This window comes from Ensifer sp. EB106-03-01-XG145, from assembly GCF_058792075.1.
The window spans coordinates 22,831-35,720 of the sequence record NZ_JBYTEC010000021.1 but is presented as its reverse complement, the minus strand read 5'-3'; the positions used below and the strand labels follow the sequence as shown (position 1 = coordinate 35,720).

General features: G+C 63.1%; 10 protein-coding genes. 3 read left to right on the top strand and 7 right to left on the bottom strand.

The features are described from left to right. From AC3WWH_RS29530 to AC3WWH_RS29520, 3 genes are all read right to left on the bottom strand, one after another. Positions 1–501: a tripartite tricarboxylate transporter TctB family protein gene (locus AC3WWH_RS29530; protein ID WP_058323244.1), complete on the bottom strand. Its 501-nt coding sequence runs from the start codon at positions 499–501 to the stop codon at positions 1–3. Positions 502–562: 61 nt separating this feature from the next. Next, positions 563–1,549, bottom strand: a complete 987-nt coding sequence (locus tag AC3WWH_RS29525; protein ID WP_113399461.1) for a Bug family tripartite tricarboxylate transporter substrate binding protein — start codon at positions 1,547–1,549, stop codon at positions 563–565. Positions 1,550–1,625: 76 nt separating this feature from the next. Further along, positions 1,626–2,669: a 4-hydroxythreonine-4-phosphate dehydrogenase PdxA gene (locus AC3WWH_RS29520; protein WP_492377360.1), complete on the bottom strand. Its 1,044-nt coding sequence runs from the start codon at positions 2,667–2,669 to the stop codon at positions 1,626–1,628. Positions 2,670–2,872: 203 nt separating this feature from the next. Between AC3WWH_RS29520 and AC3WWH_RS29515 the strand changes: the two genes are divergently transcribed. The 3 genes from AC3WWH_RS29515 to AC3WWH_RS29505 all read left to right on the top strand — a co-directional run bounded on the left by AC3WWH_RS29515 (position 2,873) and on the right by AC3WWH_RS29505 (position 9,426). Continuing rightward, complete coding sequence (locus AC3WWH_RS29515) at positions 2,873–3,559, top strand: GntR family transcriptional regulator (RefSeq protein ID WP_058323241.1); 687 nt, start codon at positions 2,873–2,875, stop codon at positions 3,557–3,559. Between the two features lie 288 nt (positions 3,560–3,847). After that, positions 3,848–7,435: a FecR domain-containing protein gene (locus AC3WWH_RS29510; protein ID WP_280938339.1), complete on the top strand. Its 3,588-nt coding sequence runs from the start codon at positions 3,848–3,850 to the stop codon at positions 7,433–7,435. A 17-nt stretch (positions 7,436–7,452) separates the two neighbouring features. After that, positions 7,453–9,426 (top strand): CHASE2 domain-containing protein, encoded by a 1,974-nt coding sequence (locus AC3WWH_RS29505; RefSeq protein ID WP_280938338.1) that lies wholly within the window; start codon positions 7,453–7,455, stop codon positions 9,424–9,426. A 24-nt stretch (positions 9,427–9,450) separates the two neighbouring features. On the opposite strand, the gene AC3WWH_RS29500 is transcribed toward AC3WWH_RS29505, so the two are convergent. From AC3WWH_RS29500 to AC3WWH_RS29485, 4 genes are read right to left on the bottom strand one after another with little or no spacing between them, the layout of a single operon-like run. After that, the gene (locus AC3WWH_RS29500; protein ID WP_058323239.1) at positions 9,451–10,167 is read right to left on the bottom strand and encodes an ABC transporter ATP-binding protein; all 717 of its coding nucleotides are present in this window, start codon (positions 10,165–10,167) and stop codon (positions 9,451–9,453) included. Then, positions 10,148–10,912 carry an ABC transporter ATP-binding protein gene (locus tag AC3WWH_RS29495; protein WP_113399459.1) on the bottom strand — a complete coding sequence of 255 codons (765 nt, stop codon included), beginning with the start codon at positions 10,910–10,912 and terminating at the stop codon, positions 10,148–10,150. The genes AC3WWH_RS29500 and AC3WWH_RS29495 overlap by 20 nt, the downstream gene beginning before the upstream one ends. Beyond that, the gene (locus AC3WWH_RS29490; protein ID WP_113399458.1) at positions 10,912–11,916 is read right to left on the bottom strand and encodes a branched-chain amino acid ABC transporter permease; all 1,005 of its coding nucleotides are present in this window, start codon (positions 11,914–11,916) and stop codon (positions 10,912–10,914) included. Before AC3WWH_RS29490 ends, AC3WWH_RS29495 begins: the two co-directional genes overlap by 1 nt. Beyond that, a complete protein-coding gene (locus tag AC3WWH_RS29485; RefSeq protein ID WP_057251667.1) occupies positions 11,913–12,779 on the bottom strand; it encodes a branched-chain amino acid ABC transporter permease in 867 nt (288 codons plus the stop codon). Before AC3WWH_RS29485 ends, AC3WWH_RS29490 begins: the two co-directional genes overlap by 4 nt. Between the last annotated feature and the right edge of the window lie 111 nt (positions 12,780–12,890).

The following is a 12,890-nucleotide window of genomic DNA, read 5'->3' as shown; positions in this document are numbered from 1 at the left end:
TCAGTAGATCCCGAACCAGGCCTCGACCGGTCCCTTGAGCAGGGGAACCTTGAAGCCGATCTCGAATACGATGAAGAAGAACAGCGAAACGGCGACGCCGGACGGCAACGCGATCCACCATTTGTAACGCCCCTGGAAAAGCATTGTGCCGGCGATATAGAGCGCCGTGCCGACGTAAAGGCCGAGCCAGGCGGAAACGCCGGCAAAGGCGATCAGCGGCAACAGAAACGACGAGACCACCTTGGCGCGGTGACCGTCGATGAAGATCTCACCCGTGCCGCGATGCTTGGCGAAAGCGTGGATCGCGTTCGCAGCGCTTCCGAGAAGGATCAGAAGGCCGACATAGAAGGGAAAATAACCGGCTTCCGGCCCGAATTCGGTCCATCCCGCACCGATATCGAGGGACCCGTAGCAGACCGCCGCGCCGAAGGCGCCGGTCAGCGCAGCAACGCCAAGCTCAACCGCGAAGCGGGAGACCCCATTCGCACCGTTCTCGCTCATGATCGTGACCTTTCAAAGCGGATGACGGGTACCCGAAGGCACCCGCCTCAATGTCTCGCCCTTAGTTGGCGAGCCAACCTTCGCGCTTCAGCACTTCGCCGACGGCAGCGCCGTCCATATCGATGGCGGCCTTGAAATCGTCGCCAGCGATGTAGGAGGGGGACTGCGAGGTGGCGGCGAGGTACTTCGCCCAATCCGGCGTTTCCGAAACCTTGCGCATCAGGTCCGCATAGAACTTGACCACATCCTGGTCAACGCCGGCCGGCAGCCAGACGGTGCGCGGCATCGAGTAGTTGTCGATGGCGATGCCCGATTCCTTGCAGGTCGGAATATCGCTCCAGCCCTTGTCACCGGCGACCTTGGCGTCGTTCGAAAGCTTGACGCTCTTGAAGACGCAGAGCGGCTTGACCATGCCGGCCTGCCACTGGCCGAGGTTTTCGCTCGGGTTGTTGACGTTGGCGTCGAGGTGTTCGCCGGCAAGCTGGACGGCTGCTTCACCGCCGCTCTTGAACGGGATGTAGTTGATCGTAGCACCAGTCGCCTCGTTGATCATCGAGGTGAGGATCTGGTCGACGTCCTTGGACTGACTGCCGCCGATCTTCAGGCCGCCTTCCTTCGCCTTGGCCGCAAAGTCGGCCGCCGTGTTGTAGGTGGCCTTGCCGTTGACCCAGAGAACGAATTCGTCGGAAGCGAGCGCCGCGACCGGGGTCAGGTCTTCAGCCTTGTACGGCACCTTGGCGCGAACCGGCAGCAGGTAGGCATTGTTCGTGCCGAAAGCGAGTTTGTAAGCGTCGCCCTTGTTGGTCGCCGTGTAGACGAAACCTTCGGCGCCGCCGGCGCTGCCCTTGTTGGTAACGACGACCGGAGCCTTCATCAGCTCGTACTTGCCGATGATCGCCTGGATCGTGCGGGCGAAGATGTCGGTGCCGCCACCGGGACCTGCCGTGACGACGAATTCAACCGGGCGATCGGGTTCGAAGGCTGCGGCCGGAGCAACAACGCCGAAGACGGCTGCCATGATGCATGCGATGGAGACGGTATTCTTCAAGTCGGGTCCTCCCGTTTTTGTGGTTCTGTGGCGCAAGACCTCCTCCTGCGCCGTTATTGCGTGAAAGCGTGCGAAATCAGGCGGCGGCCTTGAGCGCGGCCTTTTTCTTTGCCATGCGCACGGCGAGCAGCAGCGCTTGGCGGCTGGCGCCGACGTCGGCAATGCCCTTGCCGGCGATGTCATAAGCCGTGCCATGGGCCGGCGTGCAGAGCGCGAAAGGCAGACCGCCCATCATGGTCACGCCCTTGTCGAAGCCCATCAGCTTCATCGCGATCTGGCCCTGGTCGTGATACATGGTGAGGACGGCGTTGTAGCCTTCCTTGAGAGCGCGACCGAAAACGGTATCGGCCGGGAACGGCCCCTCGACGTTGAAGCCGAGTGCCTTCGCCTTTTCGACCGCCGGTTCGATGATGTCGATCTCTTCCATGCCGAAGCTGCCGCCGTCGCCGGCATGCGGGTTGAGACCGGCAACCGCGATCTTCGCCTCTTCATAACCCGCCTCCTTGAGGCAGGCCCGGGTCAGCTCGAGTTCGGCGATGATACCGTCGACCGAGAGGTTGTCAGCCACGTCCTTGAGTGGAATGTGCGAGGTGACGCGCGCGTTCCAGACCTTCTCGAGGACGTTGAACTCGCGAACCTTGCCGGTGAAGCAGAGAACATCGGCAACGAAACGGATTTCGTCGTCATAGCCCGGATAGGCAAAGCGCATGGCCTTCTTGTTGAAGGGCGTGAAGCAGACGGCGTCGGCCTTGCCGGCATGCGCCAGTTCGAGCGCGGCGCGGAAGTTCCGGGTAGCAAAGGTTCCGCCCGCAAGCGTCGCTTCGCCGCGCACGACATCTGCCGGATCAAGGTGGGCGAGGTCGACGAAAACGTGGCGCGACGTGCCGGCCTTTTCCAGATCCTCAAGCGTCGACGGCTCGAGATCGAGCTTCACGCCCGCAGCCTTGGCGCCTTCATCCAGGATCCTGCGATCACCGATCGTGATGATGTGTGCGGCTTCGCGGATATCGGCAAGCGCCAGAAGCTTTGCCGTGAGTTCCGGGCTGATACCCGCCGGATCGCCCATGGCGAGCGCGATGACAGGACGCGCGCCGTGACCGGCAGCACCGTTGGTCGTCATGTGAGATGTCCTCCGCTTCATTCTTTCGGTTGCTGTCATACGTTATTCAAAATTCTGCATCAAGTCTTTTGTATTCTGTATGCAGCATTTTCTGTTGACGATGGGACAGGCGGTCTCCATGCTTTAATGAGACAGCGCTGATTCAATCGGCACGAACGGGAACAGACGGTCGACACCCAGTCGCCAGGTGCAGAAGCAAAACAATGAACGAAATCACATCTCTGGAGAGACGGCCGGATGGCGGCCCTGGCCCGATCAGGCGCACGGCCCTGCACGACACGTTGGTCAGCCACCTGCGCGACATGATCATCGAGGGCGATCTATCGCCCGGCACCCGCCTGCACGAAGGCCAGCTCGGCGAACAACTGGGCGTGTCGCGCACGCCACTGCGCGAAGCCATCAAGTACCTGGCGAGCGAAGGACTGGTGGAGCTCGTCCCGAGCCGGGGCGCCGTCGTCAAGCGCTTCAGCGCCAAGGACGTACATGACATGCTGACGGTCCTGCAGACGCTGGAGGAGCTCGCCGGCAAGCTCGCCTGCGAGGCGGCAAGCGACGCGGGCATTGCCGAAGTGCGTGCGCTGCACGACGAGATGGTCCAGCGCTACAAGGCCGGCGACCGGCTGCAGTATTACAAGCTCAACCAGCAGATCCATTCCGCCATCGTCCAACTCGCGGCAAACGCCGCCTTGGCCGACATGCATGCGGTGCTGCAGACGCGATTGAAGCGCATCCGCTTCATCGGCCACGAGGGACCGGAGAAATGGGCAGATGCCGTTGCCGAACATGAAGAGATGATCGTCGCGCTCGAGGCCCGTGACAAGGCAAAGCTGTCGGAGGTTCTTGGCCGTCACCTGATGAATGCTTGGGAGCGGGTGAAGGCTTCGGTTTGATTCTTCCCGGACGGGCAGGAATCTCTCGCCACGCACGGCAATTCGAGGGGCGCCCGATGGGCGCCCTTCGTCATTCAGCGGCCAAATGCTGCAACCGAGCGAATAGGTTGCGGAAGCTGTTTCCCGAATAAGACACATTGCTTGGAAAACAACTTAGAATATTCGAACACTATTGACTTTGACCTGGTCGAAATTCACTGAATCCATGGCGGGGTGGAGACGGGAACAAAGATGGGGCGGCAAAGACTTCGGGTACTGCTAGCTACGGCAGCGATACTCTGTCCAAGCATGGCATTCGCTGAGCCGGTTCAGCGGACGCCGCCCGTTGCCGGATCGGTAATCGCCCGCAAATCCGGTGAGGAAGTTCGCTTCGTCGATGTCTCCAACTGGCGCTTCGTCGATCTCGCCCAGGATTTGCTGTCCGGAGACGTGCTGCGCACCAACGCAACCGGCGCGCTTGCGGTTCTCTTTTCCGACCACACGCAGATCCGGCTCGGCCGCAACACGGCCCTGCGCGTCAAGCGCATGGGGGCGGATGGCGACACCAATCTCGAACTGCAATCGGGCACGATCTGGGCACGTGCGGAACGCGGCGGACAGGGCCTGGCAATCGATACGCCGGCCGCAACGGCCGCCATTCGCGGCACCGATTGGACATTGACCGTTGGCCCTGACGGCAAGACCTCGCTGATCGTGCTCGAAGGCATCGTCGAACTCAGCAACGCACAAGGCAGCGTCACGGTTGCCCAAGGCGAAGGCGCGGTCGCGGCAATCGGTAAGGCGCCGTCCAAGGTGGTGGTCGTCAATCCGAAGGATCGCGAGCAGATGCTTTTCCATCTGTCGCTGCGCGATTCCTTCGTCTGGATGCCGGCGACGCCGCTTCGCGTGCCCGACATGCGTGGGGAACGCGAACGCATCGAGGGCAAGCGCCCCGAGTCGCGCTCGGTCGAAGACTGGCTGACGCTCTCTGAAATCTACCTGACACTCGACGGCCGCCAGAAGGCCCAGGCAGCTCTGGCCGAGGCGCGCCGCGGACGGCTCGGCGCAACACAGCAGGCGCGCGCCGATCTCATCGATGCCCTGATCGCCGGCTCGGAGAAGCGTTATGACGATGCGGCAAAGCTTTTTGCACACTCGGCCCGCGGACTTGATGCCAAGCGGCGTTCCATCGCTGCCTATGGTGGCTATTTCGCCCGGGCGCTTGCCAATCCGGATCGGGTCGAGGCACCGCCGCAGGGTACGACCGGTGCCTATGGCGCGATGGCCAAGGCCTGGACCAACGGTTTCCGCGACGATATCCGCGCCGCCATCGAAACGCTCAAGCAAGCCGAGCGCCAATATCCCGATGATCCTACCCTGCCGGCCGCCCGCGCGCGCTTTGCGCTGCTGCTCGACGACCGGGAACAGGTCCGCGATGGCATCGCGAAGGCGCTTGCCATCGACCCTGCGGACCCGACTGCGCTCGAAGCCCGCTCCGACTACCGCTACCATTACGAAAACGACCTTGATGGCGCGCTGGCAGACCTGGAGGCTGGACTGAAGACGGCTCCGGGCTCCTCCTCTCTCTGGAACTCGCTTGGCCTGGTTCAGGGACAAAGGGGCGACAACCGCGCAGCAGAAAGGGCCTTCAAGCAGGCGATCGCACTTGATCCCAGCGACCCGGTATCCCACGCCAATCTCTCGATCCTCTATCTCGACGAAAACCGGATGAAGGAAGCGAAGGCTGAGATCGACGCGGCCCTGGCCGCCGACCCGTCCTTCGACATCACTCTGGTCGCACGCGGGCGCTACCACATGCAGACGGGCGATCTGGACAAGGCCCTGAACGACCTGCTCGCCGGTTCGACCGCCAATCCCGCCTACTCTAACGCCCAATTGCTGCTGGCGGGCGCCTACTACGAAAAGGGCGACCGCATCCCCGCCGCGCAAGCGCTCGACAATGCCGATCGCCTTGATCCGAACGATCCGGTCATCATGCAGATGCGGACCGCCATTGCGATCGACGAATATGATTCCGACGCGGCGATCCGATATGCCCAGGAATTGATGCGCCGAACCCGGGCGCGCGGCGGCGAAAGTGCAGCCCTTGGCGCCAACCAGGACGCCGGCTCGACGCTCAACGACGCCTTTCGTCTGCAGGGGCTGAACGTCTGGGGGCAATATTACGGCGATGTGGTCTTCGATCCGTTCACGGGATCGAGCTATGTCGACCAGGCGATCCACGGCAGCGTCAATCCGCTGTTCAACGACTATGATTTCGACGGCAGCCCGGTCGTCAACACCGCCAACCCGCAGAGCTTCTCCGCCTTCTTCCAGGGTCTGCTGATCGAACCGCATATGCTGGCAAGCCGCGAACGCACGGCCAATATCGTCCAGCGGCCATTCTTTGAAGCAGCACTTGGCGGCGGCATCATTGCCGACAACGATCACACCGGCTGGATCGGCGAGGCGGAACTACGCGGGCTCACTTTCTCGCCCTTCCCGATCAGTGTCTACGGCAACCTCCATTGGGAGGAGCCGCGCGATACCATCGACTTCGGGCAGGGTCTGGCGATCGAGCGTGAAACGCGCCTGCTCGGCGGCAACGGCTATCTGACCGCCTCGCCGACACCGGACGACCGGATCGTCGCCTATGCCAATTACGGCAAGTTCGATGACGACAAGAGTGTCCTCGACTATCCGACCACGAGCCTCGACAACCTCCTCGATGACAAGGCCGATAGACTTTTGTCCGGCGTCGCCTGGAGCCACACCTTCGGCTACCGCAACATCGCCAATGCCGCCCTTTTCTTTTCTGATCGGGATGTCGTGGAAAACGAGAAGGTCAGCGCCTCCCGCGTCGGGCTACCGGACCTTGCAACGAGCCGCAGCGAGGAAAAGCAGAAAACCTATATCGCTGCCATCAATCACCTCTACGGAGACGGCGACTTCACCTGGCGCTACGGGATCGAAGGCGGCGTTGTTCGCTCCGACAGTTCGTTCGACATCTTCGATCCGTTTGCGATGACGGTCGGCAGCAACAACACCCCCTTCATCGGATCCGTCTCGACATCCGCGGCGCAGACCGTCGCCAAGGCCTATATCGATACAATCTACGAAATCACGCCGGACCTGAAGGCAGAAGGCGCGCTGTTTGCCCGCTACATCGAGGATGCCAACGACGGCAACATCCGGCTCGAACCGAAGCTCGGCATCGCCTGGGCGCCCGCGGAGGGTCATTGGTTGAGGGCCGCCGCCATGCGCGATGGCTTGAACTTCGATGTCGCCACCCTCGCTCCGATCGGCATCGTCGCCCTGCAGCCCAACCAACTTCGCTTCAGTGCAGAAGGTTACGCCGACACTCTGGCGTTCCGCTGGGACGCGGAGTGGAACAACTGGCTTTTCACCGCGCTCGACTACCAGCACCAGGAGGTGCGCGAACTGTCGCTCAATGTCCCGCTGTCCCCCATCAATCTGGACTACGCCAAAGTGGGGCTGGACCGGGTCGCGGCGACCGCGAACTTTGCAATCGGCCACGGTTTCGGCCTTTCCCTGGCGGCCGCCCACACGGAGGCCGACGTCAGGGAAAACACCGTCAATCAGTTGGACGAGCTACTGTTCGTACCCGATAACACCGGCCAGGTAGCGCTGACCTGGGTCAATACCGCAAACGTGAAGGCAACGATCGCCGCAAATTACATCGGCTCACGGCCGGCCGGCGGGGTGACGCTCGATGACTTCTGGACGCTCGACGCATCGCTGCAATGGGAGCCCTTCGACAAGCAGATCGAAGTCGACCTGGCGGCATTCAATCTGCTTGACGAGGACTTCGAGCTCAGAAGCGGTCTCCCCGGTTGGGGACCGACGTTCAAGGGCACAGTCAAGGTGCGGTTCTGATCAAGGAGTACGTCGCCGTGCAGGCATCGGGCGGCCGATACGGACAGTTGGATGCTCGTCGCCTCGCGTTGCGGCGGCTGAAGCTTCTGGGTCTTGCCGCCTTCGTCAGCATCGCGCTTTCGCTTGCGACCTTGTCCAATGCCTGGCTGCTCAACGAATTGCGCAGCTTCGACTATCTGTCGACCATCGGCACACCGCCACTGCCCGAAAACAGCCCCGTCGTCGTCGCCATCGACGAACCCTCGATGGCCGAGATCGGCCGGCAGTGGCCGTGGCCACGCGCGCTGCACGCCCGTCTCATCGAAGCGCTGCGCAAGGCCGGCGCCCGCGCGATCGGCATGGACGTCATTTTCGCCGAGCCGTCGGCCGATCCGGTGAACGACGACGAGCTGGAAAAAGCTCTTGATACCGGCGTCGTCCTTGCCGGCGACCAGACGCTGGTGGAAGCGCCGCAGGCCGACCAGTTCGTGCGCACCGAGCCCCTTGCCCGCTTCACCGCTAAGGGAGCAAGAACCGGGATTGCCTCGGTCAACCTTGGTGGCGACGGCACGCTACGCTCCATCCCGGACTATCCCGACGGCTTTGCCGCCGTTCTGGCCGGGATCGCCGGCACGCGGACGCAACCTCCCCCGACCGATGCCCTCATCCAGGTCTTCGGACCGGCGCGAACCTATCCGACCGTCTCCTATTACCAGGCGCTCGATCCCACCAATTTCCTGCCGGAAGGTACCTTTCGCGATCGGGTGGTCCTCGTCGGGCTCAGCTTGCAGAACGCTCCGTCGATTGCCGATGGGGGCGCGGACGCATTCGCGACGTCCGATACCGTCCATTCGAACAAGCTCGTTTCCGGCGTAGAGATGCAGGCGACGATCTACGACAACCTTGCGCACGAACTCTACATCCAGCGGGCTCCACGACCCGTTGTGATCGCGGCGATCGCGTTTGCGGCGATCCTCGCCGCCTTCGCGGTGCTCAGAACAACGGGGTGGCGCACGCTCGGATCCACCATTGTCGCGCTGAGCCTTATTGTGCTGGCAAGTTATGTGGCCATGCGCCTCGGGCATGTCTTCCTCTCGCCGCTCGGCCCGGGGCTCGCCTTCCTGACCGTGGCCGCCGGCCAGGCCGGGCTTGACTATGCCGAAGAGCGCCGACGGCGCCATGAAATCACCCGCGCCTTTCAGCAGTACCTTTCCCCCGCCCTTGTCGAACGACTGGCGAAAGACCCGTCGCATCTGAAGCTCGGCGGCGAACGCCGCACGCTTTCGATCCTCTTCTGCGACATCCGCGGCTTCACCACCATCGCTGAGGAGATGAAGGACGATCCTGAGCGGTTGACGACACTCGTCAACCGCCTACTGACGCCGCTGTCGGATGCGGTGCTGAAACAGGGCGGAACCATCGACAAATATATCGGCGACTGCCTCATGGCCTTCTGGAATGCGCCGCTTGACGACCCCGACCATGCGGTTCACGCGGTGCGCGCAGCGCTCGACATGCTTACAGCGCTCGCGCGGGTCAACGAGGAATTGGAGGCTGAGGCGAAGCGGGAGCGGCGGCCCGCGCAAACGCTGCGAATCGGCATCGGCATCAACACCGGCGAGTGCGTCGTCGGCAACATGGGTTCGCACCAGCGCTTCGACTATTCCGCCCTCGGCGATGCGGTCAATCTCGCATCGCGTCTCGAAGGGGCTTCCAAGGACTACGGCATCTCGCTGCTCCTCGGCGAAGAAACTGCGCGTCTCGTGGAAAAAACCTTCCCTATCGCCGAACTGGATCGGATTACCGTCAAGGGACGCAGCACCGTATCGCCCGTCTTCACCGTCACTGTCGGCGCTAAGAAGGAAGCGCTTGAGCGGCACCGGTCCTTCGTGCAAGCCAAGTATGATGGCGCGCTTCTGGTGGATGATGCGGTCTTCGACCAACTGAAGAATGCCCTGCCGCCGCTCGCACGCTACTACGAGCGCGAGCGCAGCCGTCTCGTTGTCCGTTAACGACCGAAGTAAGCCGTTTCCGGTTCAGTGGAGGCCGCCCACTCCCAGCAGCCGTTCGACGGCATCGTGGTCTCTGGCGAGCGCTTCCGGCGTTCCACTCCAGGCGATGCGCCCGCGCTCGAGCACGATCACCTGATCGGCAAAGTCGAGGGCGCTCTGGATCCGTTGTTCGACCAGCAGGATGGTCATGTCGCCGGTCTTCGCCAGTTCGGCAAAGGCCTTCATCAGTTCCTCGCAGATGACGGGTGCCAGCCCCTCCAGCGGTTCATCGAGCAGAAGGATCGAGGGCCGCCCGAGGATTGAACGCGCCGTCGACAACATCTGCTGCTCGCCGCCGGAAAGCTGGCTGCCGAGGTTTCTTCGCCGCTCGTGAAGCCGCGGAAACATGTCGTAGGCTTCCTGGATGGCGCTCTTCGGACGGTTCTTGAGCCCGACGAACAGGTTCTCCTCGACGGTCAGCGTCGGGAAGACGCAGCGCGCCTGCGGCACGAAGCCAAGCCCTTGCATGGCGCGCGAGGCGCTCGGCAGCGCGGTCACATCGGTACCGCCCATGCGGATGCGTCCGTCATAGCGCCGCGTCTGGCCGGCAAGGGTCGCAAGCAGGGTCGTCTTGCCCATGCCATTGCGGCCAAGAACGGCAAGGCGGGCGCCCGCCGGAACGGCAAAGGACACGCCTTCGAGCACGCGCGTCGGGCCGTAGCCCGCGGACAGGTTTTCCACCTCAAGCGGCGTGGCTGGCATTGGCATAGCTCCCCAGATAGGCTTCCCGGACGCGCGGGTCCTTGGTGACCTCCGACGGCGAACCGTCGAAGATGATCGCGCCCGCAGCCAGCACCACCACGCGCTTGGCAAAGCGGAAGACGAGATCCATGTCGTGCTCGATCATCAGCACGGCGAGGCCGGCAGGCAGATCGGCCAGCGCCTGCTCGATGCGGCCGGTATCGCTTTGCGGCACGCCGGCAGCTGGCTCGTCGAGCAGCAGCACCCTCGGTTTCAGCGCCAGGGCGACGGCTATCTCCAGCAGTCGCTGCTGGCCATAGGCGATCTCGCTCACCTTGCGGTGCATCAGTTCCTTGAGGCCGAGCTTGCCGAGAAGTTCCTGAACCTCGGCCATGACATCGGACATGCCGAGAAAATTGCCGAAGAGACGACCGGCGCGGCCGCTCCGCTGAAGCACGGCAAGCGCAACATGCTCGGCCGGCGTCATGTCGGCAAAAAGCCGCGTCACCTGGAACGAGCGCACAAGCCCGCGCCGAACGCGGCCAATCGCGTCGACGCCGGTCACGGGCTCGCCGGCGATGCGCACTTCGCCTGAGTCAGGCCGAAGGTTGCCGGTAACGAGATTGACGAACGTCGTCTTGCCGGCACCGTTCGGGCCGATCAGCGCCACCCGGTCTCCCGGCGCCATACTGAGGCTGACATCGTTGGTGACCGCAAGGCCACCGAAGGCGCGCTTCAAATTGCGGACTTCGAAGATCGGCTGCATCACTTGGCCTCCCGGCGGCGGGCAACGAAGGCGGCCGCGGTGCCGTAGAGGCCCTTCGGCGCGAACAAGACGACGGCGATCAGCAGCGCACCCACCATCGTCAGCCAATGGAAGGGGTTGGCGGCCGAGACCACATCCTCGAAGAACATGAAGACCACCGTGCCCGTCAGCGCGCCGAAGAGGGAGCCGGTGCCGCCGAGCACCAGCATGACAAGGCTCTCGGCCGACATCGTAAAGGAGAGGCTGTCGAGGCCGACGACCTGGGTTGAGATCGCGTTCAGCGCCCCGCCGACGCCGGCAACGGCGCCGGATATCACGTACATTTTCGTCAGCGCGATCTTCGGCGACGCGCCCATGGAGCGGATGCGGACTGGATCTTCCTTGATGCCACGACACAGCATGCCGAAGGGCGAACGCACGATCAGCCGCAACAGCACGAAGACGATGGCGAGCAACACGACGCCGAAGACGTAGGCCGTGCGGCCCCAGAGGTCGAACTCATAGAGTCCGAGGAGCGCAGTCGGCGCGATCCCGGAAAGGCCGTCGCTACCGCCGGTCCATGACGATGCCTTGTTGGCGAACTCGTGGAAAAGGTGGATGAGCGCGATCGACAAAACCAATTGCGGAAGACCGTGGGCGCGCAGGATCACGACGCCGCAGATAAGCCCCGCAACCGCACCGGCCACGATGCCGAACGCCAGCATGGCAAGCGGATCGTTGATGCTGTAATGCGCCGAGGCAATGCCCGCTGCATAGGCGCCGGCGCCGAAGAGGGCAGCGTGCCCGAGTGTCGCCACGCCGCAATAGCCGGTGACGAGATCCAGCGACAGCACCAGAAGTGCCGCGGCGATGATCCGGGTCAGAAGCGCCAGATTGTTGGGAAAGAGGAAATAGCCGATCACCGCGACCAGCAGGATGATCGCCAGGCCGATGAGGTCTCCACCGCCGAAACGCCGGCGCGCTGGGGATGCCGCAATCATGTCGTTCGTCGTCGTCATGGTCATCCCTTGGCCCTCCCGGCGAGCCCGCGCGGAAAGACGCAGATGATCGCGATCACGGCCAGATAGAAGAAGAACTCGCCGAATTCCGGCATGAGATAGCGACCGGTCGTATCAATCGCGCCGAGCAGCAGGCAGGCGACGAGCGCACCCGGGATCGACCCGGCACCGCCGACGGAGACGACGACCAGGAAGGTCACCATGTAGCGCAGCGCATAATAGGGCTCGACCGGAAGCAACTCGGCGCCGACGACGCCGCCGAAGGCGGCGAGCCCGACGGCAACCGCAAAGCTCACGGCATAGACGATCTCCGTGCGCACCCCGAGGGCGGCAGCCATCGCCGCATTGTCGACCGAGGCACGCAGCTTCACGCCAAAGGCGGTCTTTTCGATCGCGTACCAGAGGCCGGCGGCAACTGCGAGGCCGCAGACGATTGCGAAGATGCGGTGCGTGGCGATCGCCCGGAAACCGAGATCCACCGATCCCTGCAATTCGCTCGGCAATGGCACCGTCTTCAACGTCGGGCCGAAGACGTAGTTGGCGATGCCGATGATGCAGAAGGTGATGCCGATGGTCATCAGCACCTGGGTCAGTTCCGGCGCGCCATAGATGCGCCGGTAGAGCAGTCGTTCGATGGGCACGGCAATGACGATGGTGCCGAAGATCGCAAGCAGCACGGCAAAGCCATAGGCAAGGCCAAGATCGCGCGCCGCATAGGAGGCGATGTAACCACCGATCATGGCAAAGGCGCCGTGCGCAAGATTGACCACGCGCATCAGGCCCATGGTCACCGAAAGGCCGATGGAGATGACGAAGAGCACCATGCCATAGGCAAGGGCATCGATCGCAATGCTGAGGACGGTTTGCATGGGGCTATCCGTGCCCTTTCTTCCAGTTTTTGCTGCGCCGGATTCTGGGCGCATTATATGCGCGGAGCGCTACTCCTGCGCCAGCACTGTGACGTCGCGGGGCGGGCACAT

Bases quoted from the DNA above. Each gene is read 5' to 3' on its own strand.
- AC3WWH_RS29530 (WP_058323244.1), bottom strand. From the start codon at position 501: ATGAGCGAGAACGGTGCGAATGGGGTCTCCCGCTTCGCGGTTGAGCTT.
- AC3WWH_RS29520 (WP_492377360.1), bottom strand. From the start codon at position 2,669: ATGACGACCAACGGTGCTGCCGGTCACGGCGCGCGTCCTGTCATCGCG.
- AC3WWH_RS29515 (WP_058323241.1), top strand. From the start codon at position 2,873: ATGAACGAAATCACATCTCTGGAGAGACGGCCGGATGGCGGCCCTGGC.
- AC3WWH_RS29510 (WP_280938339.1), top strand. From the start codon at position 3,848: ATGGCATTCGCTGAGCCGGTTCAGCGGACGCCGCCCGTTGCCGGATCG.
- AC3WWH_RS29500 (WP_058323239.1), bottom strand. From the start codon at position 10,167: ATGCCAGCCACGCCGCTTGAGGTGGAAAACCTGTCCGCGGGCTACGGC.
- AC3WWH_RS29495 (WP_113399459.1), bottom strand. From the start codon at position 10,912: ATGCAGCCGATCTTCGAAGTCCGCAATTTGAAGCGCGCCTTCGGTGGC.
- AC3WWH_RS29490 (WP_113399458.1), bottom strand. From the start codon at position 11,916: ATGACCATGACGACGACGAACGACATGATTGCGGCATCCCCAGCGCGC.
- AC3WWH_RS29485 (WP_057251667.1), bottom strand. From the start codon at position 12,779: ATGCAAACCGTCCTCAGCATTGCGATCGATGCCCTTGCCTATGGCATG.